This is a genomic window from Limosilactobacillus sp., from assembly GCF_051873035.1.
Classification (GTDB): Bacteria; Bacillota; Bacilli; order Lactobacillales; family Lactobacillaceae; genus Limosilactobacillus.
Map to the genome: position 1 here is coordinate 30312 of NZ_JBJEEL010000010.1, position 22331 is coordinate 52642.

General features: G+C 49.2%; 21 protein-coding genes. 1 reads left to right on the forward strand and 20 read right to left on the reverse strand.

Going from position 1 to position 22331, the window contains the following annotated elements:
• Window positions 1-103 precede the first annotated feature (103 nt).
• The 3 genes from budA to ACI31H_RS00960 form a co-directional block, all read right to left on the reverse strand.
• A complete protein-coding gene (gene budA / locus ACI31H_RS00950) occupies window positions 104-820 on the reverse strand; it encodes an acetolactate decarboxylase (protein WP_439770164.1) in 717 nt (238 codons plus the stop codon).
• 17 nt (window positions 821-837) lie between these two features.
• Complete coding sequence (gene alsS / locus ACI31H_RS00955) at window positions 838-2517, reverse strand: acetolactate synthase AlsS (RefSeq protein WP_439770127.1); 1680 nt, start codon at window positions 2515-2517, stop codon at window positions 838-840.
• Window positions 2518-2675: 158 nt separating this feature from the next.
• Entirely contained in the window at window positions 2676-3716 is a 1041-nt protein-coding gene (locus ACI31H_RS00960) for an AI-2E family transporter (RefSeq protein ID WP_439770128.1), read from the reverse strand.
• A gap of 152 nt (window positions 3717-3868) precedes the next feature.
• On the opposite strand from ACI31H_RS00960, the gene ACI31H_RS00965 reads away from it, so the two are divergent.
• Entirely contained in the window at window positions 3869-5047 is a 1179-nt protein-coding gene (locus ACI31H_RS00965) for a class I SAM-dependent methyltransferase (RefSeq protein ID WP_439770129.1), read from the forward strand.
• A gap of 114 nt (window positions 5048-5161) precedes the next feature.
• Here the strand turns inward: ACI31H_RS00965 and ACI31H_RS00970 are convergent, their stop codons facing one another.
• From ACI31H_RS00970 to ACI31H_RS01050, 17 genes are all read right to left on the reverse strand, one after another.
• Window positions 5162-6103, reverse strand: a complete 942-nt coding sequence (locus ACI31H_RS00970) for an L-lactate dehydrogenase (protein ID WP_439770130.1) — start codon at window positions 6101-6103, stop codon at window positions 5162-5164.
• A 146-nt stretch (window positions 6104-6249) separates the two neighbouring features.
• Window positions 6250-6897: an orotate phosphoribosyltransferase gene (pyrE, locus tag ACI31H_RS00975; RefSeq protein ID WP_439770131.1), complete on the reverse strand. Its 648-nt coding sequence runs from the start codon at window positions 6895-6897 to the stop codon at window positions 6250-6252.
• Window position 6898: 1 nt separating this feature from the next.
• On the reverse strand, window positions 6899-7639 hold the full coding sequence (pyrF, locus tag ACI31H_RS00980) for an orotidine-5'-phosphate decarboxylase (protein ID WP_439770132.1): 741 nt from the start codon (window positions 7637-7639) through the stop codon (window positions 6899-6901).
• Window positions 7621-8547 (reverse strand): dihydroorotate dehydrogenase, encoded by a 927-nt coding sequence (locus ACI31H_RS00985; RefSeq protein WP_439770133.1) that lies wholly within the window; start codon window positions 8545-8547, stop codon window positions 7621-7623. The genes pyrF and ACI31H_RS00985 overlap by 19 nt, the downstream gene beginning before the upstream one ends.
• Window positions 8548-8919: 372 nt before the next feature.
• Window positions 8920-10155, reverse strand: a complete 1236-nt coding sequence (locus ACI31H_RS00990; RefSeq protein WP_439770134.1) for an L-lactate MFS transporter — start codon at window positions 10153-10155, stop codon at window positions 8920-8922.
• A 223-nt stretch (window positions 10156-10378) separates the two neighbouring features.
• Window positions 10379-10759 (reverse strand): AzlD domain-containing protein, encoded by a 381-nt coding sequence (locus ACI31H_RS00995; RefSeq protein WP_439770135.1) that lies wholly within the window; start codon window positions 10757-10759, stop codon window positions 10379-10381.
• Between the two features lie 12 nt (window positions 10760-10771).
• Window positions 10772-11626 carry an AzlC family ABC transporter permease gene (locus ACI31H_RS01000; protein ID WP_439770136.1) on the reverse strand — a complete coding sequence of 285 codons (855 nt, stop codon included), beginning with the start codon at window positions 11624-11626 and terminating at the stop codon, window positions 10772-10774.
• Between the two features lie 125 nt (window positions 11627-11751).
• Entirely contained in the window at window positions 11752-12897 is a 1146-nt protein-coding gene (locus tag ACI31H_RS01005) for a sensor histidine kinase (protein ID WP_439770137.1), read from the reverse strand.
• A gap of 23 nt (window positions 12898-12920) precedes the next feature.
• The gene (locus tag ACI31H_RS01010; protein WP_439770138.1) at window positions 12921-13610 is read right to left on the reverse strand and encodes a response regulator transcription factor; all 690 of its coding nucleotides are present in this window, start codon (window positions 13608-13610) and stop codon (window positions 12921-12923) included.
• A gap of 110 nt (window positions 13611-13720) precedes the next feature.
• Complete coding sequence (locus ACI31H_RS01015) at window positions 13721-14725, reverse strand: LCP family protein (RefSeq protein ID WP_439770139.1); 1005 nt, start codon at window positions 14723-14725, stop codon at window positions 13721-13723.
• Window positions 14726-15015: 290 nt separating this feature from the next.
• Window positions 15016-16158 (reverse strand): IMP dehydrogenase, encoded by a 1143-nt coding sequence (guaB, locus tag ACI31H_RS01020; protein ID WP_439770140.1) that lies wholly within the window; start codon window positions 16156-16158, stop codon window positions 15016-15018.
• Window positions 16159-16227: 69 nt separating this feature from the next.
• Window positions 16228-17178, reverse strand: a complete 951-nt coding sequence (locus ACI31H_RS01025) for a sugar-binding transcriptional regulator (RefSeq protein ID WP_439770141.1) — start codon at window positions 17176-17178, stop codon at window positions 16228-16230.
• Window positions 17179-17291: 113 nt separating this feature from the next.
• Window positions 17292-18002, reverse strand: coding sequence for a purine-nucleoside phosphorylase (gene deoD, locus ACI31H_RS01030; protein WP_439770142.1), 711 nt, complete (start codon window positions 18000-18002; stop codon window positions 17292-17294).
• Between the two features lie 18 nt (window positions 18003-18020).
• Window positions 18021-19319, reverse strand: a complete 1299-nt coding sequence (locus tag ACI31H_RS01035) for a pyrimidine-nucleoside phosphorylase (RefSeq protein WP_439770143.1) — start codon at window positions 19317-19319, stop codon at window positions 18021-18023.
• Window positions 19320-19342: 23 nt separating this feature from the next.
• A complete protein-coding gene (locus tag ACI31H_RS01040; protein WP_439770144.1) occupies window positions 19343-20536 on the reverse strand; it encodes a phosphopentomutase in 1194 nt (397 codons plus the stop codon).
• Between the two features lie 38 nt (window positions 20537-20574).
• Window positions 20575-21252: a deoxyribose-phosphate aldolase gene (deoC, locus tag ACI31H_RS01045; RefSeq protein WP_439770145.1), complete on the reverse strand. Its 678-nt coding sequence runs from the start codon at window positions 21250-21252 to the stop codon at window positions 20575-20577.
• A gap of 317 nt (window positions 21253-21569) precedes the next feature.
• On the reverse strand, window positions 21570-22328 hold the full coding sequence (locus tag ACI31H_RS01050) for a DUF1129 domain-containing protein (RefSeq protein WP_439770146.1): 759 nt from the start codon (window positions 22326-22328) through the stop codon (window positions 21570-21572).
• Window positions 22329-22331 lie beyond the last annotated feature (3 nt).

Genomic DNA, 22331 nt, shown 5'->3' on the forward strand with positions numbered 1-22331 from the left:
GGGCTGTCAAAGGGAAAACACATTGCCTTCCCACCGTGAATCCAAAAATTGGGCGGCAAGTATTCGGATTTTCAGAACACTTGCCGCCCAATATATTACGACCCTATTCATTATTTCCTTCAGACTGGGCAATGCTATCACGCACCGTCGCCAGGTCGACCGATCCCTGCCGAAAGGCCTGGTCGGTGATTGGGAAATGCTGGTCTAAACTATCAAAGATTTGCAGGTCCCCGCTTAGCTTTGGCGCATTAAATTCTAGCAGGTGGCCGGCGAATTGACGGTCATCACTAATAAAGTGGAGGTGCCAACCCGCGGCAGTAACACTACCGAAAATTTCCGGTGCGTAATAACCGATAATGGTTCCGGTGACGTTATCACGGGTAAAGGTTGGCTGCCCCTTAGCCACTTCTAGTAAGCTCGGGTATGGCGCCGTCTGCTTAGGGGCGATCCGTACCTTAACATGAGTAAAAGTTCCCTGTAAGTGTAGGGCCGCAAAAACATTACTGAGCTCATGCTGCTTAACAAATCCACCATTCAGGCTGGCAAAGTTAACCTCTGCCAAATCTAACGGCTGTAAGTCGCCCGGTTCGTGGACTGAAGCAAAGGGCATCTTAGCCGTTAGGTCGGTGATGTGGTTAACCTGACCACTAGAGACGGCCTGGTAGACTTCCCCATCTAAAATAACTACTTCGCCGTCAAGGCCATCAAAGGTCCCGATCCCCCTAGAACCATGCTTCAAAAGGTCCCCCAGGGTGATTGTCCCGGCCATGTTACCAGCCATTAATGAGGCCAGTGTGCCGTGTTCATACAACGTACTGATACGATCAAATCCTTTCCTTATCCTAATTGTGAATCAATCAGGTGGGCCGCCAGTTCCTTGTTATTACTGTAGTCAACTGGAACATCGACTACGACCGGTCCATCAACATTAAAGGCTTGGTTCATTACCTTCCCCAGGTCGGCTGGTTTATCAACCCGTAGGCCCGTGGCACCAAAGCTTTCGGCATACTTTACAATGTCACAGTCACCAAACTTAACACCGGCCGCTTGGGGGTACTTCATTTCTTCTTGGAACTTAACCATGTCATAGTGGCCACCATCGTTCCACACAACCACCACGAGGTTCAGGTGGTGCTGGACCGCCGTTGCCAACTCTGCACCAGAGAAGAGGAATCCACCATCCCCACAAACGGCAACCGCCTTCCGTTCAGGGTGAAGCATTGCGGCTACCATCGCCCAAGGGAGGCCGACTCCCAGCGTCTGCATCCCGTTACTGATTAATAGGTGGCGTGGTTGGTAGCAGCGGAAGTGCCGGGCCATCCAAATGTAGTGCGAACCCACATCCAGTGAAACGATCATGTCATCAGTCACGTTTTCCTGAATTGCCTGTACTACCGCTAGGGGATGACTCTTACCGTGACTTTGTGGTGCCGGTAGTTGCTTATCTTGATCTAACTGGTGCCGGTATTTTAAGAGTTGGTCCTTAGCAGCGGCCGGGTAGGTAAAGCCCTTCAGCAGGTGATCCAGCTGGTCCAAACTAGCGGTAATATCCCCAACTAGTTGCATTACCGGTGTGTATTGGTTATCGACCTGGGCCGGTTTCGTATCCAGGTTGACAATCCGCAGTTGTCCTTCCTTATTCCAGTTCCGCGGTTCGTATTCAATGGCATCATAGCCCACCGCAATGACCAGGTCACTTTGTTGGAGCAGTTGGTCACCAACCTGGTTACGGAAGAGGCCCACCCGACCAAAGTAGGACTGGTCTTCCAGGTCACGGGAAACTACCCCGGCCGCCTGGAAAGTCTCTACTACCGGGAAGGCGTAATCATGAAGGAGACGGTGCAAGGCAGCCGCGACTTGCTGGCTACCGGCCCGTTGACCAACTAAAATTACCGGCAACTGACTATGCTTAATCATGTCAACTAACTTAGCCAGTTCTCCCGGGTCAGCCGGGCCCATCTTCGGTGCCTCGTAAACTGGTAGCGGGGCGACCGTAACTTCGGCATCGTCAACGTCTTGTGGCAGGCTTACGAAGGCGGCTCCCTTTTCTGCCCCTTGGCTTGCTTCGAAAGCGTTGGCCATCGTTTCCGAAATATTATTTGGATCCTGAATTTCGGCACTGTAGCGGGTGATCGGTGCCATAATTTCTGCTGATGGCGTACTCTGGTGGGTTAACCGGTGGAGGTCCTTTCGTTGAACCTGACCACCAATTGCTAGTACGGGGTCCCCTTCGGCATTGGCCGTCATGATCCCGGTGGTCAGGTTACCAACACCAGGGCCCGACGTACTGATCGCCACCCCGGTCTTCCCAGTTAACCGGGCATAGGCCTGGGCCATAAAAACCGCATTTTGCTCGTGACGGGTCACAATTAGGCGGGGCGCATCCGCACTGTCTTGTCCATCCAGTCCTTCAAACAAGCGGTCAATCTTGGCACCCGGAATCCCAAAGACCAGGTTAACCCCATGCTTGCGGAGACTATCAATAACCACATCAGCACCACGTAACTTCTTCGACATCTAAACCACCTCATCGATTCTTTAAGTTCACTATTCACTAGCATTCTAAGCGTCACCGCTACATTTCACAAGATTGTCGTTTCTTCACATAGGACGAACGGTGACGTAATAGCAATACTTATTTTAAATTCACTAATCACGCTGAAAAATTCACAAAGTCAATCAGTTTTGGCCGGCGTACGGCGTTTCCCCTTGTGAATTGACTTTACACCTAGAATATCTAACAGGAAGGTAAAAATTGGTACCCCGACAATTAGGCCCCAGGTTCCCCAGAAATGTTCACTAACCAGCAGGACGATAAAGGTGTAGAAGATCGGTAGGTCGGTCTGGCTTGACATGAACTTAGGGTTTAGTACGTAGGCTTCGATCGCGTGAATCACAATTACCATTACAATAATGTAGACGACATCCCGGAGGCCACCAACCGAATAAGCCACCAGGCCAAGTGGGATCGTCGAAATAATTACCCCGGCAACTGGTACCAGGCTAAATACAAAGACCACTAGGGAAAGGGCAAAGATCTGTGGCATTTTCATAAAGGCCAGGCAAATCGTCGTAATAACGGTATTGCAGATGGCAATGAAGAACTGGGCCTCCAAAACCACCCCGAACGTGTTGGTAAACTTTTTGCCGAAGTAGGCCACGTCTTGGAAGAACCAACTAAACCGGCTGTTTAAAAACAAACGTGAGAAACTCTCCGTTTGCCTAAGCTCTAATGTATAGAAAAAGCTCAGGATCAGGGAAAGGAAAAAGGTAACCGCGACCGCGCCAATGCTGGTAATGGTGCTAACCGCTAACGTCAACCCATGTTTGACCTGGTTCATAATCGTTCGGGCACTAATGTAGTGGTTAATATACCGGTACAGGGCCGTGGCGTCATTGGAACCATAGAAACGCACCACCGAATTAACCATTTTCGTAATTTGGCGAACCAGGATCGGCAAGTACTGGGTAACCCCTAAATAGAGTCCCCAAATCAGCAGCGCGTAGGTAATTATGACCACTAGCCCGGGTGATAATTTAGGTAGCCACCGGCGGACCAAGTGGACCCAGTTGACGACAATGTAGGTCAAGATGAAGGTAAAGAGGATCAGGTTCATCATCGACCGCATCATCCAGAGCACAAAAATAATTAACGCTAGAACCGCAAACCGGCGGAGTTCAACGTTGTTTATAAAGCGATGCCATGCATCTGTCATATCATCATCCCTTTAACAATGTATTAACCTCAGTTTACCCTAATTTGGCAGGCAATTAGCATTAATTTACCAGATTTAAGTTTCCCACCATTAAAATAATTGATGGGGTGTTATAATAAGCATATTCGATTGAGAAAGAAGGAAACGTTGAAATGTTAGAAAAGACGTTCTACAAGTCACTGCTTAGTCACTCCTTTACCATTCCAGTTAAGGTTGTGTACTGGGACGGTAAAAGTGCCGTTTACGGTAATGGTGAGCCCCAAGTAACAGTCACCTTTAAGGAAAAGATTCCAATTCGTGATGTTACCAAGAACGCCTCAATTGCCCTCGGTGAAGCTTATATGGACGGTAAGATCACAATCGATGGTAGTATCCAGAAGTTAATTGAATCTGCCTACGAAAGTGCTGATAGTTTCATGCGGAGTTCGAAGTTCCGTAAGTTCTTGCCTAAACAGGGACACTCCGAAAAGGAAAGCCAATCCGACGTGCAAAGTCACTATGATGTCGGTAACGACTTCTACAAGTTATGGCTCGATGACACCATGACTTATTCCTGTGCCTACTTCACTGACGGTAACCACGACGACCTAACGAAGGCCCAAGAAGATAAGGTCCGCCATATTCTGAAGAAGTTGGACCCGAAGCCCGGCAAGACCCTCCTCGATATTGGTTGTGGTTGGGGAACACTGATGCTGACCGCCGCCAAGGAGTACGGACTTAAAGTTACCGGGGTTACCCTGAGTGAGGAACAATACCGCTTCGTCAAGCAACGAATCAAGGACGAAGACCTCGAACAAGTTGCTGACGTTAAGCTAGTTGACTACCGGGAACTGGGCGACCAAACTTGGGATTACATCACCTCTGTTGGGATGTTTGAACACGTTGGTAAGGAAAATCTGGGCCTGTACTTCAAGGATGTTAACCGTTACCTAAAGAGCAATGGGGTAGCCCTAATCCACGGTATTACCCGGCAACAAGGTGGGGCCTTTAACGGTTGGATCAACAAGTACATCTTCCCAGGTGGCTACATCCCTGGTCTCGCCGAAATGGTTAACCACATTGAAGAAAACCGGATGCAAATTGCCGATATGGAAATGTTACGGCGCCACTACCAACGGACGCTTGAAATCTGGGATGCCAACTTCAATGCCAAGCGGGCACAGATTCAAGATATGATGGGTGAACGGTTCACGCGGATGTGGGACCTCTACCTTCAAGCATGTGCCGCTTCATTTGAATCTGGTAACATCGATGTTATCCAGTACCTGATTACTAAGGGCGCATCTGGCAAGAACCTCCCAATGACCCGGGACTACATGTACAAGGATTAAAATTATCCTGCTCTTAATAATTCACAAAACGAAGAAAGAGGGAGCGAAACAGGAGTCATAACCGGCTTCTGTTTCGCTCCCTTTAGTGTATTATTCAGGAGGAGGTTTTCTACACTATTCTTCTAGTTTCTTTACCGTTTCATCGAACCGGGTCTTGATGTAGTTAGCTGACTTTTCCAGCAGCTTCTGTTCGTCCGCCGTCAAGTTCAACTGGAGTTGTTTTTCCACCCCGTCTTTCCCTAGGATTGCCGGGTAGCCACAGTAGATTCCGTATTCTTCACGGAAGTTGGAACATGGCAACTCAATCTTGGCATCATTAAGGATCGCCGTTACCAACCGCAGGGCCGCGGCGGCAATTCCAAAATTAGTGTACAACTTTCCGTGGAAAACGGTGTAACCGCCCGCCTTAGTTGCTTCGGCCAGGGCATCCAGGTCCAACTGGTCACTAACCGCGGCCAGGTCCGTAATATTTTGACCAAGGACCCGGACTTGTGACCAAGCCGCAAATTGGGAATTACCGTGTTCGCCCAGGGCATAACCGGAAACGGACCGGGGATCGACGTCGAGCGCCTGTCCCACTACCTTACGTAGCCGGGCTGTATCCAGCAGGGTCCCCGTCCCAATTACCTGTTTCTTTGGCAGGCCCGTGTAACGCTGGAAGAGGGCCGCAATGACATCACAAGGGTTACTGATGGAAACCAGGACCCCGTTAAAGCCCACTTCCTTCAGCTTGGTACCGACCTCTTTGGCAGCGACACTGTTGACGTTTAGTTCCATAAAACGGTCATGCTTAGCATCATCATTTTGAACGCTAATATTACCAACCGCAATCACCACGACGTCCGCGTCAGCAAGCGCTTCATAGTCGTTACGGATGACCTTCGCATGGGTTGGCAAGTTGGCTGCCATATCCTCGAAGTCGGTTGCGTTAGCGTTTAGCTTCTTTTCATCCGTATCCACCAGGACCAATTCGTCAACGGTTCCGGTCACCAGGAGGTTATTCGCCAGCGTTTCACCGACGTGCCCTTGACCGATTACACCTACTTTACGTGTCATCATCAATCACTTCTCTCTAATATTGCCATTTGTTTTTCTAATCATATTTTAATGGCACTTTAATACTAAAGGGTATGGATGTCAACCCGTTTCGTTAAAAAAGCGACCGTCGGCTAATAAATTAGTCGATAGTCGCTTTTTAATAATTAAGCTTTATCCGCGTGCTGCTTACTCCACGTGGCCGGGTCCTGGCGCCAGTCATTCAGTGAGGCTAGGTGGTCAGCACTAATTAGTCCCTGCTCCTTGGCAACGTTCACCAGGGTTGGGTAATTCGTCACGGCATAGTATTTAAGTCCCTGGGCAGCAAAATTTTGGGCCGCTGCTGGTAGCTGGTAGGTAAACACGGCTACTACGCCGACTACCTTGGCCCCCGCCTTATTAACGGCCGCGACCGCATTTAAGACACTGCCCCCGGTAGAAATTAGGTCATCAATCACCACGACTTCTGCTCCCGGTTTAATGACCCCTTCGATCTGTTTACCGCGGCCGTGGTCCTTTGGTTTGGACCGGACATAAACTAGCGGTAACCCCATTTCTTCGGCAACCCAAGCTGCGTGGGGAATCCCGGCCGTCGCCGTACCGGCAATTACCTTAGCACTCGGAAAATGGTTCTTAATCAATTCCACCATTCCATGGTAGATTGACCGCCGGACCGCTGGATAAGAAATCGTCAAGCGGTTATCGGTATAGATTGGCGAATGAAGGCCACTGGCCCAAGTATAGGGGTGGTCCGGGCTTAACATTACTGCGTGAATTTCTAGTAGGTCTTTAGCCACCGTGTCTGCATAGTTCATATTAGTCCGCCTCCGTTAAAAATTCTTTCTCAATAGCCTGATAAGCCGTTACCGGGTCCGAAGCCTGGGTAATTGGCCGGCCGACAACAATCGCATTACTGCCAAGTACATGGGCCTGATGCGGCGTTACTACTCGCTTTTGGTCCCCCTTGGCAAAACCCTGTGGCCGGATCCCCGGGGTTACACACAGGAAGTCCGAACCGGTGACCTGACGAATAGCCCGCACTTCCTGCGCGGAACAAACCACCCCGTCGGCACCGGCGTGTTCCGCCAGTTGGGCATAGTTCTGGACCGATTCGACTAGGGAGAGCGCAACGTGTTGCTCATTATGCAAGACTTTTTCGTCAATCGAAGTCAACTGGGTAATTGCCAACAGCTTGGGTGCCGGTAGACCCGCTGCGGCGGCACCCGCCCGTAAGCCCTGTGCACCAGCGGCTACCATTGCACTACCACCAGCCGCGTGAATAGTCGTAAAATCAACCCCTAATTGGCCAAGAACAAACATGGCCCGTTGAACCGTGTTCGGAATATCATGAAGTTTAAGATCAAGGAAAATCTTAAATCCCCGGTGTTGGGCCTCCTTAATGATGGCCGGACCAAAATGGTAGTACAGCTCCATCCCGATTTTAAGAATTGGCCGCGGTTCTACCGTCAACTGGTCAAATAACGCTAATGCCGCATCCTTGGTTGCCACATCAATTGCGACCATTGGTGAATATCGTTTCAAAATCTTACCTCCCATAGGTCCGTCAAGCGCTTAACTCCGTAGCGGTCCATTACAAGTGGCAGGTCGGCCACAATCCGTGGACAGGCCAGCGGGTCATGGAAACTTGCCGCCCCCACTTCGACAGCGTTCGCACCGGCCATCATAAACTCCAGGACGTCTTCAGCGGTCTCGATCCCACCGACACCGATAATCGGTAGCTTAGAAACGGACCGGACCTGGTGAATCATCCGCAGGGCCAGTGGCTTTAAGGCCGGGCCGGACAGGCCGCCCGTTACGTTGGCCAGGACCGGCCGGCGGGTCTTGAGGTTAATGCTTAACCCGGTCAGGGTATTAATCATCGTCAGACCGTTGGCACCGCCCCGTTCAGCCGCCTGGGCTAACGGTACGATGTTAGTAACATTAGGCGTTAATTTGACATAGATCGGCTTGCCATTGGCCTGGCGAACCACCTTGCTGGTCAGGTCCTCTAAAACGGCCGGGTCAGTTCCCATCGCTAGGCCACCGTGCTTCACATTGGGACAGGAGACGTTAAGTTCAATCGCATTCACTTCTGGTGCCGCGGCCAGCCGGTGAACCACCGTCTCGTATTCGGCCGTCGAGAAGCCTGCCGCACTAGCAATTACTGGTAGATTTGGGTAGTGTGTCCGTAACCATGGTAGTTTTTCACGGACGACCGCATCGACCCCCACGTTTTGCAGGCCGTTAGCATTTAACCAGCCGGCACTGGTTTCACAAACCCGCGGGCGCGGATTCCCCGACCGGGCATGAAGAGTGGTCGATTTTAATACCAGTGAACCGAGGCGGTTTAAATCATAGTTTTGGGCAATTTGTTGGCCGTAGCCACAGGTCCCGCTTGCCGGGATCACCGGGTTTTTCAGTGCTAAGCCCGGTAGGTTGACTGCTAGCCGTTGTGCAGTTTCCATCATTAGGTGCTCCCTTCGTTTGCGACAACAAAAAACAGCGACCACCTAATCCATTCCTGATTAAGCGATCGCCGTGCTTTTTCTCTTCTCTATTATGCCAAACACCGTACCGTTTTGCTCTCACAGGAGTCAATTAAATGGTTCTCGTATTTAACAAAATACCCTAGATCACATTGATGGTCCCGCACGCGGATCTTAAGTCCACCGGGTCAAGGCTGGAGAAATTCTGTAAAATAAAAGCCTTCTTAGGTGGACTAAGAAGGCCGTCTTTGGTAACGCACAATTAAAATCCTTCTTAGCCTCTCTGGACTAGTTTAAAGGTAAATTTGTTACTAATGATAATACTCACTCTATTCGTAAAAGTCAACACCGTTAGTCAATCTCTTGCCCCGTTTTACTATTAACAAAGTCCCGCTGAATCAAGACCGAGACCAACATCGCAACTACGTCAATGATTACGAAAACGATCAGGGTAACGTAGTAATTATGCAGGACCTGGTGGGTGTATGAAAGGAGGACTGGTCCAACCATCCCGGCCGCGGCCCAGGCCGTCAAAATATAACCGTGAATGGCCCCTAACTGCTTAGTGCCAAAGACATCCCCCAGGTAGGCAGGAATTACCGAAAAACCGGCCCCGTAACACGAAAGTAACAGGCAAAGGGCAAGGGCAAAGAGCAGTGGCGTCTTGCAAACCAAAAGAACAAAGAGCATCGCAATGTCTAGAATAAAGATTAGGCTATAGGTTAGTGGGCGCCCGATGTAATCGGACAGGGTCGCCCAGGCCAGCCGACCAAAACCATTAAAGAGGCCGATGATCCCGACCATCACTGCAGCCGCACTTGCCGTCATGGCCGTCATATTTTGGGCCATTGGGGAAGCAGCCGATACCAGGCCGATACCAGTCGTAATGTTAATAAAGAACATCAACCAGAGGAAAGCAAAGGTCCGGGTACGTAATGCCTGGTTGGCCGTCAATTCCTGCCCCGTCAAGCTAACCCGCCGCGCCTTTTGGGCAATTGCTTGGGGAAGTTCGTGGGGACGGGGCTTTTTAATAAACTGTGCGGCAATGATCATTACCAAGAAGTAAAAGGCCCCCAGAACGTAGAAGGTATTAGCAACGCCTACCGCCGCCATCAGTTTTTGGGCAACCGGGCCGGTTAACAGGGCCGCGAAGCCGAAGCCCATAATGGCCAAGCCGGTAGCTAACCCCCGCTTATCCGGGAACCAGCGAATGATGGTAGAAACCGGGGTAACGTAGCCTGAGCCTAGTCCGAGGCCCCCGATAACACCATAGGCCAGGTAAAGCAGCCACAGCTGGTGGCTTTGCACCGCCAACCCGGTCAGTGCAATTCCCGATCCATAACAAACACTAGCAATGGTTCCGGTAACGGTTGGCCCAAACTTTTCGACTAGTCGGCCCATAAAGGCGGCTGACATTCCTAAAAAGAAAATTGCGAGGCTAAAGGCAAACGAAACTGCTGTTTCCCGCCAACCCGTTTGCTGGGAAATGGGCTTGGTAAAAACGCTCCAGGCATAGACACCCCCAATCATTAAGTGGAGAACTACCCCGGCCAGTGCAACACCATATCGATTCCGTGACTTGGTCATCAAATATCCTTCCTCTCAGTAAAACGCGAACAATATTATATATATTACCGATTAAATTCGGTGTTTAAACAGTAACACAGGGAGGAGTTATCGACAATGGTTAATTTCATTTCTAATTAAAGTTTAACTTTACGGCCCTGACATCCCGAACATTCCGTTTTCGCCCACGTTGCCAAAACCGAACAATAAAAAAAAGACCGGTTTGAAAACCGATCCCTATTAACTAAACGACCATACTCAGTAGCCATACCGCGACTAACCCACTAATTACCGACATCGACATCGAGCGGGTAAAGTAGGCGACGATCATTACGATTATCGCCGCCAGTATTTGTTCAACATGGCCAAACGGTACGAAGTGATAACCAGCCGTCGTAATAAAAACGTTTTTAACCACCAGGGCCGTAAAGAGGCTCACTGGCACATATTTCATCCATTCATTAAACCATTCCGGTATTTTACGGGTTGAGAAAAAGAGGACCGGGAAATACCGGGGAATGAAGGCGGCCGCGGCCGCGATCACAATTACAATGATATGATATAAAATTTTATTCTGCCCGGTATCCGTGATCAGCACCGGCATATTTGTAAATAGTTGTTCCATCAGCTGTCCCCACTATTTATCCTTCGGTTGTTTTTCGTCTGCTTCAAGTTCCTGCTTAGCCATCTTCATTTCCCGGCGTTCTTGTTGGTCTTCAACGGTGGTCCGGGTAATCTTCGGCCGGAAGATCTTAGTTAAGAACCAATTCTCTTCCGGTTTACTACTATGTTGACGGACAGTATTTTCAATCAAGAAACCGACAAAGGATGCAATCAGCGTTGCAATAATTACCCCGATGATGCTGTGGGTCCAAACCATAAAGCAGACCGCCAGCACTGCCGAAAGCAGGCTGATTAAGAAGGTCAGGTGGTTTTGAACCTGCATCACGATCATGTACAAGAACAGGGCCGTCAACGCAAAGTCAACTACTTCCAAGTTGATGGAAATGGCACTACCGATCAGGCCCCCGACCATGTTGGCCACTGACCATGAAATCAGTGAATAGTGCTCAACCAGTAGGGCATCTTTGGGTGTCCATTTCTTATCCGTCGCAAACTTCAAATAGTTAATGGCATAGTTTTCATCGTTCATCGAAACCGCGAACAGCCAAATGAAGTGTTGTGATTCACTCTTAATATATTTGGACAGGCTGGATCCCAGTAATGCATACCGTAACTCCAAGAAAAACAGGGTTACAAAAATCGATGATAGGGGTGCATTAATCGTCAGCAGAGAAGCCAAAATAAACTGGGCTCCACCTGAAAAGACAACTATCGACACAACCAGGGTCATAATAAAATCAAACCCCGCCGCATGTAATAAAATCCCACAAGCTAAACCAATTGGAATATAGCTCAAGCAAAGTGGCATTGCAACACCAAGGACTTCAAGCCACCGTGCTTTTTCTGGATTTATTTGTGCTTTTGCCACAGAATTTCCTCCAATGTTTGTCAACTCATTTAATTATCAAGGCACACAATGCCTCTTAAGTCTAACATAGAATATTTTACTTGAATATAAAAGAGCGAAAAATTTCCCAGGAAATTTCCGCTCTTTTACTCATGCGCTTGCATTTTATTATCCTGTTTTAAAGGCAGGGTCACAATAAAGGCCGTTTCGTCATCGTCCGAAGTTACCCGGACCGACCCGTGGTGTAGGTCCACAATGCTCTTGACAATTGCCAATCCGAGCCCGGTGCCCCCGGTGGCCCGGGAACGAGAGGCCTCCGCCCGGTAAAAGCGCTCAAAGAGGTGGTCTAATGCCTGGGGTGGGATTGGGGTCCCATCATTGGCTACCGTTACCTCAACGTTACCACCCTTTTGCAGGGCATTAACCTTAATGTAGCTTGCACCATTGCCATATTTAAAGGCATTGGCCACTAGGTTATTAAATACCCGCCCTAACTTTTCGGGATCGGCCTCAATCATTAAGGGGTTGGGGACGACCTTCGAGGAGATATTAATTCCCCGGTGTTGGGCCTCGAGCTCAAAGCTGGCTGTCAACTGCTCTAACAGCTGGTTTAGGTCAACCCGCATGATATTTACTGGTGCACCATGCTGTTGTACCTTGGTGTATTCGAACAGGTCCTCGACTAACGTTTTCATCTGTTTGGCCTTTTCGTAGGCCGTGTGCGTATATTTGAGGATGTCTTCTTCACTTTGGTACTGTTTATCCTCAATCAAGCCCAGGTAGCCGATGATACTCGTAAGGGGGGTCCGTAAGTCATGACTAACGTTGGTAATGAGCTCATCCTTTGACTTTTCAATCTTACGCTCGTCATCCATCGACTTAACGGCGCTGTCAACCAGGGCATTGACACTACTGATCACGTGCTGTTGGTTTCCCTTTAACCGAAAGGGAATCCGGTGGTCAAGGTGGCCCTGGGCAATGTAGTGCAGTTCCCCAATGATGTGGTTCATCTGGTACAAGTGGTAACGCCGGCGCAGGCGCCACCATACAACCCAGGCATCAATTACTACAAAAATAGCAATTAGGATCCGCTGGTAGCTCCAGATCTGGGTTTGGTAAGGGCCAATCCGGAGCGACTGTTTGATGATAAAGATCCCGTTCGTCACGCCGGGGTTGCCCTGGATAATGTCTTGGATGATCATGATGATCGCCATGTTTAGCAACACCAGCAAGATCACGGTGACGACCCCTTCAAAGATTAATGAACTTTTTTCACGCCCCGTTAACTTCACTTTTTACCTCCCGGCAGTTACTACTAGTGACTTTCGACCTTGTAACCAACACCCCAAACGGTTTGAATTACCTTTTCACCGTTAGTGGCCTCTTCAATTTTATCCCGCAAGTGACTGACGTGGACCATCACCGTCTTAGCAGAAACAACACTTTCCTGTTGCCAAACCCGCTCAAAGATATCATCAGCGGAAAAGACCCGGTTCGGGTGACTGGCTAAGAGGTAAAGGATCCCAAATTCCAGGGCCGTTAACTGGATGACGTCCCCCTTAATTGTCTTAACTTCGTGAGAATCCTTGTTAATAATCAGTGGACCCACGTTTAATACGTCCGGCTGGTCGTTAGTGACCTCGCCCTGGCTCCGCCGTAACAGCGACTTTACCCGGGCCATTACTTCTAGTGGGTTAAAGGGTTTGGTGACGTAGTCGTCCGCCCCGGAAATCAGGCCCTGAATCTTATCCATGTCCGCGGTCTTGGCCGACAATACCAGGATCGGAATGTCTGAATCCTTCCGAATTTGCTTGATGACCTGCATCCCATCCATTTCTGGCATCATTAAATCTAGGATTACTAAGCTAATGCCAGGGTTAGTGTTGAGTTTGGTAAGGGCCTCCTTACCGTTATAGGCCGACACTGGCTCGTAGCCTTCGTTGCGGATATAAATCTCGAGCAGTTGAACAATCTCTTTATCGTCATCGACAACTAAAATTTTCATAATCTGGCCACTCCTTACTAATTCGAATACTCTAATATACTATTATAACTAATCACCGGTCAAAGCGCCCCTTTTGCTAACTGCCTTAAGAAAACTTTAGCTAAGCACGCTTAATTTTCCGCGTCTAGGTTCGCCGTTTCCAGGCCCAGACTCTTACGCAAAACATTCGATACTCGTTGCTGTTCATCCTTAGGCACCACTTCAAAGGCCTGACCATCATCACTTTCTCCTTCACCTTGCGCATGGTCTTGGCTAATGTTTCGGGTAGCCTTACGGTAGTGACGGGCCAGCTGGAGCATGTTGTTAAAGGTCAAGTCCGTCTTGGAGTTATGCGAGATCGACCGTAAGAACTGCTGGTTCAAGACTGTCTTGTAGGAAACCGACTTCTTCAAGAGGGCCTTGATCACCAGTTTTTGCCGCTGCTGCCGTCCATAATCACCTTGGGGATCATCATACCGCATCCGGCTAAATTTCAGTGCCTCGGCGCCGTTTAAGTGGTAGGTCTGACCCTTGGTAAAGTGGCTACCCTCATAATCAAAGGTTAGTGGTGACGTGACGTTGACCCCGCCAACCTGGTTAATGGCCTGCTTTAGGCCCCCCATGTTAACCAAGACATAGTAGTCAATCGGGATATTGAAGTGCTTTTGCAAGACGTTGATCGTCTCCTTCACCCCACCATAGGTATAGGCAGCGTTGATCTTCGCAGGAGAATCTTCAGGATAGCCCGGCAGGTTAACCTTCATGTCCCGCGGAATGCTGACCAGCGTCGTCTTGTTCGTCTGCGGGTTAATTGTCATGATCATCACCGTATCAGTCCGTCCCTTGTATGACCGCCCCAAAGCTCCGGTATCAGTTCCCAGCAAGAGAATTGACACGGGCCGCCGCTGGTCTAAGACCTTTTGGGCATCTCGCTGACGACTGGCTCCCGAAGAGTTAAACATATTATTAGTAGTGACCTTAACATTACGCCAGGCCATAAAGGCATAGATGCCAGCAATAATTACGATAATTACAACGATAATACCGAAGATCTTCCGTCCCCGGTGCTGGTGAGAACCGCGGTTATGCCGTTGTTGGTACTCACGCCGTCTTTCGCGTGGTTCCTGATTATCCATAGTTACTCTCCCTAATGTAATGAAAATACAGTTCAACTCTGATTGTACCAGTTTCAGCCCTAAACTGCAGTATCACCGCCTAATTCTTCACCAACGCATAAAAGAGGACGGTAACTTAAGTCTGTTAGATCGGTCAAAAGTCAACGGTGCGGGACACAAATGGGGTCCAAAGTTCGGTAAAACCGAACTCTGGGCCCCATTGTGCTTACGGTAGTGGCAGTTAGCCTAGCTACGCGTCGTGAAGACAAGTCGTAACCGACCTCTGTCACACTCCTGATAAAGCATCATGTTTACTTGTAATTAGGAGCGGCGCGGGTGATTTGAACATCGTGAGGGTGTGATTCCCGCAAACCGGCATTGGTAATTTGAACAAATTGGGCATTATTAATTAGGGTTGGGATGTCTGGTGCACCAACGTAACCCATTCCAGAACGCAGACCACCGTCGATTTGGAAGACGATATCGGAAACGTCACCCTTGTATTCAACCCGGGCTTCAATTCCTTCGGGGACTAACTTGTTTGCTTCGTTAACCCCACCTTGGAAGTAACGGTCAGAGGAACCATGGGCTTGGGCCATCGCACCAACGGAACCCATTCCCCGGTAGGCCTTGTAGCGCTTGCCGTTATCTTCAAAGACTTCGCCCGGCGCTTCGGTCGTACCGGAAAGCATGCTTCCCAGCATAACAGCATTACCACCAGCGGCTAGGGCCTTAACAACGTCACCGGAATACTTAATCCCACCATCGGCGATGATTGGCTTGTGGTATTCACGGGCAACAGATGCGGCATCATAGATAGCAGTAATTTGTGGGACACCAACACCGGCAACCACCCGGGTAGTACAAATTGAGCCAGGGCCAATGCCGACCTTCACAACGTCCACACCAGCATCGTAAAGGGCCTTCGTGGCTTCACCAGTAGCGACGTTCCCAGCAATCAGGGTCACGTCTGGGAAGTGGTCGCGGATTTCCTTAATCTTCCGCAAAACACCAGCAGAATGGCCGTGGGCCGTATCAATGACAATGGCATCGGCGCCGGCCTTCAAAAGGGCCTCGGCACGTTCAAAGGTGTCACTGGTAACACCAACGGCGGCGGCACAAAGTAGACGGTTCTGGTCATCGACCGCAGCCTTAGTAGCACTGGCCGGAACAACCACGCTCTTGACGTTTGCAACTTCGCCGGCTTGGGCTTGGATGGACATGTTCTTGTGAACTACACCCAGGCCACCTTGCAGGGCCATGGCAATTGCCATCGGACCTTCAGTAACGGTATCCATTCCGGCACTGATCAACGGAATCTTTAGCTTAAGGTTATCAGCGAGCTGGGTGCTCAAGTCAACCTCGTTTGGTAAAACGTGGCTTTCGGCAGGAATCAGTAAAACATCATCAAAAGTTAAGCCTTTTTTGGCAAACTTTGTGTCCCAATTTGACATTGATCATACACACTCCTTAAATTTGTTAGGTCAATGCTACTCGGATTTACCAATAAAATCAAGAAAAAGTTAAGATTTCTGTGTATATCGCAGCAAATTGTTCGCACTTTCCTGATCAATTACCAGCGTATTGGCGTAACCAGCGGTTAAAACGCCATTAATTGCTGGTACCTTGGCGACATTGGCCGCCACTAAAATACTGTGCTTCTTCTTTTTCAATTCGGGCAGGTCAATACCAATGGTCCGCTGGTCAATTTGCTGGTCTACTATCTGGCCCTGGTCATCAATAAAACGTGAGAAAACATCCCCAACGGCCTCTTTTTGCAGGGTCCGTTGTTCCGCTTCCGTAAAATAACCCAGGTGAAATAACATTGCCGAATCCCGTACGGTCCCAACGGTAAAGAGGGCAATCTCTGCCTGGCGTCCTAGCTTCAGGATGTATTTAATATGCGTATCGTTAGCAACTAATTCCCGTGTTTTCGCATGGTCAAAGATAACCGGCACTGGTAAGTACTGGGGAAGGGTGTTAAAGGCCCCCGCCAAGGTGTTAACCGTTTCAAACGCATAATTACGGGTCTTAGTATTAGCCATACTTCCCTTCATCTGCACGACCTGGACTCCGGAAACATCTTTCGGGTCGATATTAAGGGCGACCTGGTAGACGGTTCGGCCCCAGCCTAGGCCAACGATCTCATTATCCTTAACGATTTTTTCAAGGTAGTGTGCACCGGCTACCCCTACTTCCTCGAGGGGGTTATCCTTACCCGGGACAATAATAATTTTCTTAAGTGCCGGATACTTAGCTAGTAGGTCCGTTTCTAACTGGTGTAAGGGGGCCAGGGGATTATTAATCTTAATCGTTACCAGGCCCTGTTCGCGGCCAAATTGTAGTAACCGTGAGACCGTTGCCCGGGAAATATTTAATTCCGTCGCAATGTCTTGCTGGTTAAAGCCATCCCGGTAGTACAGCGTGGCGACCTTAAGTGCCTGGTTAATTTTCTTATTAACGTCGTTTTCCATTTAATGAACCTCCTTCACCACAATAAGGGTCCGTACAGAAATGCATCTACCACGGGCCCTTATTGTGATTCCCTTTAATTCGGACGTCGCTTATTTATGGTTATTATATACCATTATTTACCAGCGATCGCCGTTTCCAGCGAAATGTTAATCATGTCGTTGAACGTCTTTTCACGTTCTTCCGCCGTCGTCTTTTCTTCACCAAAGATCAGGTCACTAACGGTCAACACAGATAGTGCCCGGAAGTGTAGCTTAGCAGCCAAGAGGTAGAGTCCGGCCGACTCCATTTCCGTCCCTAAAATACCATAGTCACGGAGCTTGGTCATGTCTAACTCATCATTGTAGAAACGGTCAGCCGCAAAGATGTCACCAACCTTAGTGTCAATATTGAGCTTTTCAGCAACGTGATAAGCAGTATCGAGCAACTTAAAGTCGGCCAACGGTGCGTAATGGAAGCCAGGGCCAAAGGTGTTCATCGTTACTGCCGAGTCGGTAGAAGAACCCTGGGCCAAAATAACGTCACGGAGGTGAACATCAGGCGCGATTCCACCACAGGAACCAACCCGGATAATGGTTTTAACCCCAAATTCCCGAACTAATTCGTTGATGTAAATGGACATTGATGGGATTCCCATCCCTGATCCCTGGACTGAGACCCGGTGACCCTTATATTCACCGGTGTAGCCAAAGGCATTCCGGACGGCGTTAACCTGCTTAACATTCTCCAAGAAATTCTCCGCAATGTACTTTGCCCGTAATGGGTCTCCTGGAAGTAAAACAACGTCTGCGTAATCACCCTTTTGGGCACCAATGTGTGTACTCATTTGTTTGTTCCTCCTTGCTTATTCAATAATCTCGTGAATTAATTCCGGCTTTTCATAGTGGTCACTGATGGCAATGCTTTCGTCGAGTAGTTTTTCGACGGCGGGAACCTCTTCCTGGTTACTGTAAATCGTCAGAAGCGGTTCACCGGCCTTAACGTGATCCCCTAGTTTATGGTGGAGCTCAATACCGACACTGTAGTCGAGCTGGTCATCGGCCTGTTGGCGGCCACCGCCGAGCAACATACTAGCCGTTCCCACTTCATCGGCCGACAGCCGGCTCAAAATTCCCGACTGCTTAGCCCGGTATGGAAGCTGGTACTTAGCCTGTGGCATAACCGAGTAGTCGTCAATTACCCGGGGGTCGCCACCCTGGGCAACTACCATCGCCTTGAAGCGGTCGAGGGCCGTCCCGTCGCTAATTGTCTGCTCCAAAAGCTGGCGACCAGCCGCTGGCGTAGCGGCCTTGCCGCCCATAACAACCATGTAACTCCCTAATGTTAGGACGAGCTCGGTTAAATCTGCTGGTCCCTTCCCCTTAAGGACATCAATCGATTCTTCAATTTCCAGGGAATTACCGACCTTATTACCAAGTGGTTGGTTCATGTCTGAAATCACGGCCATACACTGCAGACCGGCTTGCTTACCGATATTGACAAGGGCGTGCGCAAGGTCTCGTGATTGGTCGAGGGTTTTCATGAAGGCCCCCGCACCAGTTTTAACATCAATTACCAGCGCATCGGTTCCGGAAGCAATCTTCTTACTCATAATCGAACTAGCAATTAAGGGGATTGAATCCACCGTATCGGTAACATCCCGGAGACCATAAATCTTCTTATCGGCCGGTGCGACTTCACCAGTTGCCCCCACGATGGCCAGCTTTTCCTTAGCAACCTGGTCGATGAAGTCCTGTTCACTAATCTCGACTTTAAATCCCGGAATTGCTTCTAGCTTATCCAGCGTGCCGCCAGTATGACCGAGTCCCCGGCCGGAGATCATCGGTACCGGGATCCCGGTGGCGGCGACCATCGCAGCGAGTGGCAAACTCACCTTGTCACCAACACCACCAGTGGAGTGTTTATCAACCTTAATTCCGGGGATCCGGCTCAGGTCTAAGTGCTCCCCGGAGTTCATCATCTTCATCGTCAGACTAGTCTGCTCCTGGCTCGTCATCCCTTGAAAGTAAATGGCCATCAGGAGTGCACTAATTTGGTAATCCGGAATTGAACCATCCACTACCCCATCCACGAAGAATTGGAGTTGGTCATCCGTTAAGGTCTGGCCGTTTCTCTTGGCGTCAATTACGTCCACCATCCGCATTGCTAGCGCCCCTTTCCTATTGCTTAGTCGTTACTAATCTCTTTGTAGAAGCTGGTTCCCCGAACAGAGTCCACGTTAAAGTTCTCCAAAATCGTTGCTCCTAGGTCGGAGAAGGTCTTCCGCAGTCCCAGCGACTGGTTAGACTTGTTCATCGATGGGGAGTAAACCAGCAATGGCACATTTTCACGGGTGTGGTCGGTCCCGCGGAAGCCAGGGTCATTACCGTGGTCCGCCGTGATCATCAATAGGTCATCCGGCTTCATTTCCTTTAGAACCGTCCCGAGCCGCTTATCAAAGTCCATCAGTGCTTGACCAAAGCCCTTTGGATTACGACGGTGGCCATACATGGCATCGAAGTCTACGAGGTTGGTGAAGCAGAAGCCGTTAAAGTCTTGCTTCATCACCTCATCGACGTGGTCCATCCCGTCCATGTTGCTCTCGTTGTGGTAGCCCTTGTCAATTCCTTGGCCAGAGAAGATGTCATTGATCTTACCAACCCCGATCACGTCATAGCCGGCCTCACGGAGCCGATCCATGTCGGTCTTGCCAATTGGCTTTAGGCTAAAGTCGTGCCGGTTCGCAGTCCGGGTAAAGTGGTCTTTGTCTGGACCCACGTATGGCCGGGCAATGATCCGTCCAACGGTGTATTCTGGTCCGTTTACCAGGGTTCGGGCGTACTCACAAATCTTGTAAAGTTCCTTAACCGGGATAACATCCTCATGTGCGGCAATTTGCATTACGGAGTCCCCAGATGTGTAGAGGATTAACTCCCCGGTCTTCATCTGCCGTTCACCATAGTCATGGATAACTTCCGTTCCGGAGTAAGGCTTGTTAACAATCACCTTGCGGCCGGAGAACTTTTCAAGCTTATCAACGATTTCTTGTGGGAAACCATTTGGGAAGGTGGAAAGTGGCTTGGTAACCGGCAGCCCCATCATTTCCCAGTGACCGTCCATACTGTCCTTACCAGCGGAAATTTCTTCCATCTTACCATAGTCACCAATGGCTGGATCAGCAACGGGTACTCCTTCGATCGGTGTCTCCCGGAGGTTGCTAATACCCATCTTACCCAGATTTGGTAACTTTAATTGGCCCTTGTAGTATTCACCAACGTGGCCTAAAGTATCAGAACCAACGTCATCAAACTTGTCAGCGTCATGAGCAGCACCAGTACCAACTGAATCCATTACAATTACAAATACACGTTTATATGACATCTTGACCCCTCCAATGTGTTAGCTAAAAGTGAATAAACCTAGTCCTGTTGTGCAGCTTCTTCCAAGATCTTAACGGAAGCCGAGACACCCAAGCGGTTAGCGCCGGCTTCGATCATGTCATAGGCCTCTTGAAGACTGTGGATACCACCAGCAGCCTTAATCTTAAAGTCAGGGCCAACCGCTTGCCGCATCAACTTCACATCTTCAACCTTGGCACCAGAAGTTGAGAAGCCGGTGGAGGTCTTAACGAAGTCGGCACCACCCTTAACCGTCAGCTTTGAAGCCCGGGCCTTTTCTTCATCCGTCAACAGGCAGTTTTCGATAATTACCTTCAAGAGCTTGCCCTTTTCGTGGGTTGCTTCGGCCACGGCCCGAATATCATCTTCAACGGCCTGGTTGTTGCCGCCCTTTAATTCACCAATGTTGATGACCATATCAATTTCATCGGCACCATCTTCGATCGCCTGCTTCGTCTCGAAAACCTTGCTGGCGGTTGAAGTTGCCCCAAGAGGGAAGCCAATCACGGTACAAGTATTAATGTCTGTCCCCGCTAGCCCTTCGTGAACTCGCTTAACCCAGTAAGGATTGATACATACCGAGGCAGTGTTGTATTTCCGTGCTTCCGCGATCGTCTTATCGATCATCTCAGCAGTCGCTTCTGGCTTGAGCATCGTGTGGTCCATGTACTTAGCTAATTGTGCTTGTGTCAACTTCATAATTGAATCTCCTTTTTGTTAGTGAATCCGCTTTCATCAAACTACGTGTATAGTTTAACAATCTTTTGAACGAATGTCCACATTTTTCTAGAACATTTTTTCAGACTTTAAAAACGTTTTACTATTAAGCAAGGCTAACCAGTAAGAATTTGGTTTAAAAATAAAAAGGGGGACGTGACATCAGTCCCTCTGTATAGATCAAAAGCGAACAGCGCGGTACACAAATAGAGGTCCAGAGCCCGGTAAAACCGAACTCTGGACCTCTGTTTATACTCGCGGGAGCAGAACTACGAGCCTAGCCCCCTTAATTATTTAATTTAACGCCGCCGCCGACGGTTGTTACCCCCATAGACACCAGCAACATGATAGCGATTACGGAAGTACATATCACCACCAAAGGCAACTAGACCAAAGACAATGTAAACCCAAGCATTCAACCGTGGGTTAATTACATTTGGCAGCCAGCTGGCCATCATGTAAATTCCTAGCCAGACAACTAAACCGATAACCAAGATTAAGATCCGCATTGCCAGTGGCCGGGCCTTTTTCTTATTAACCGGTTGAATTTGGAGCATGATGTAGCTAAACAATACCCCACCGATAAGTGCCACTAAAACAATGGCCGTAATACCAGAACTCCCATACTGCTTGGTCTTCAAAATTTCTGGTGAGAGCAGGAACATAATCCCGTACATGAAGGTGAAAATACTGAAGAAGATCAGACTATTATCCACCGTTAGTAACTTCATTGACCGCTGGGCCGTGGCTGACTCAGTTGGTTTAGGATTCTTCAATTCCTTGGCGTACTCGGTCGGGGTGCCAAATAACCCCTTGGCCGTTTGCCCCTTCTTCTGGCCGGCTAACAGCTTATCAATGGTTTCCTTAATCATCGCCGGCTGCTTATCCTTAGCAACCCCCTGCCGGTCCAACTGCTTATTTAGTTGGTAAACAAACTCTTCGTTTTTCCGGGTTAAACCATAGTTAGAAAAAGCACTTCCCTTTTCCTGGCGCTGTTCTTTTTCGTGCTGTTTTTGCCGTTGACCAGCCTGTGCGTTACGTGGTTGTTCTTCACTCAATGT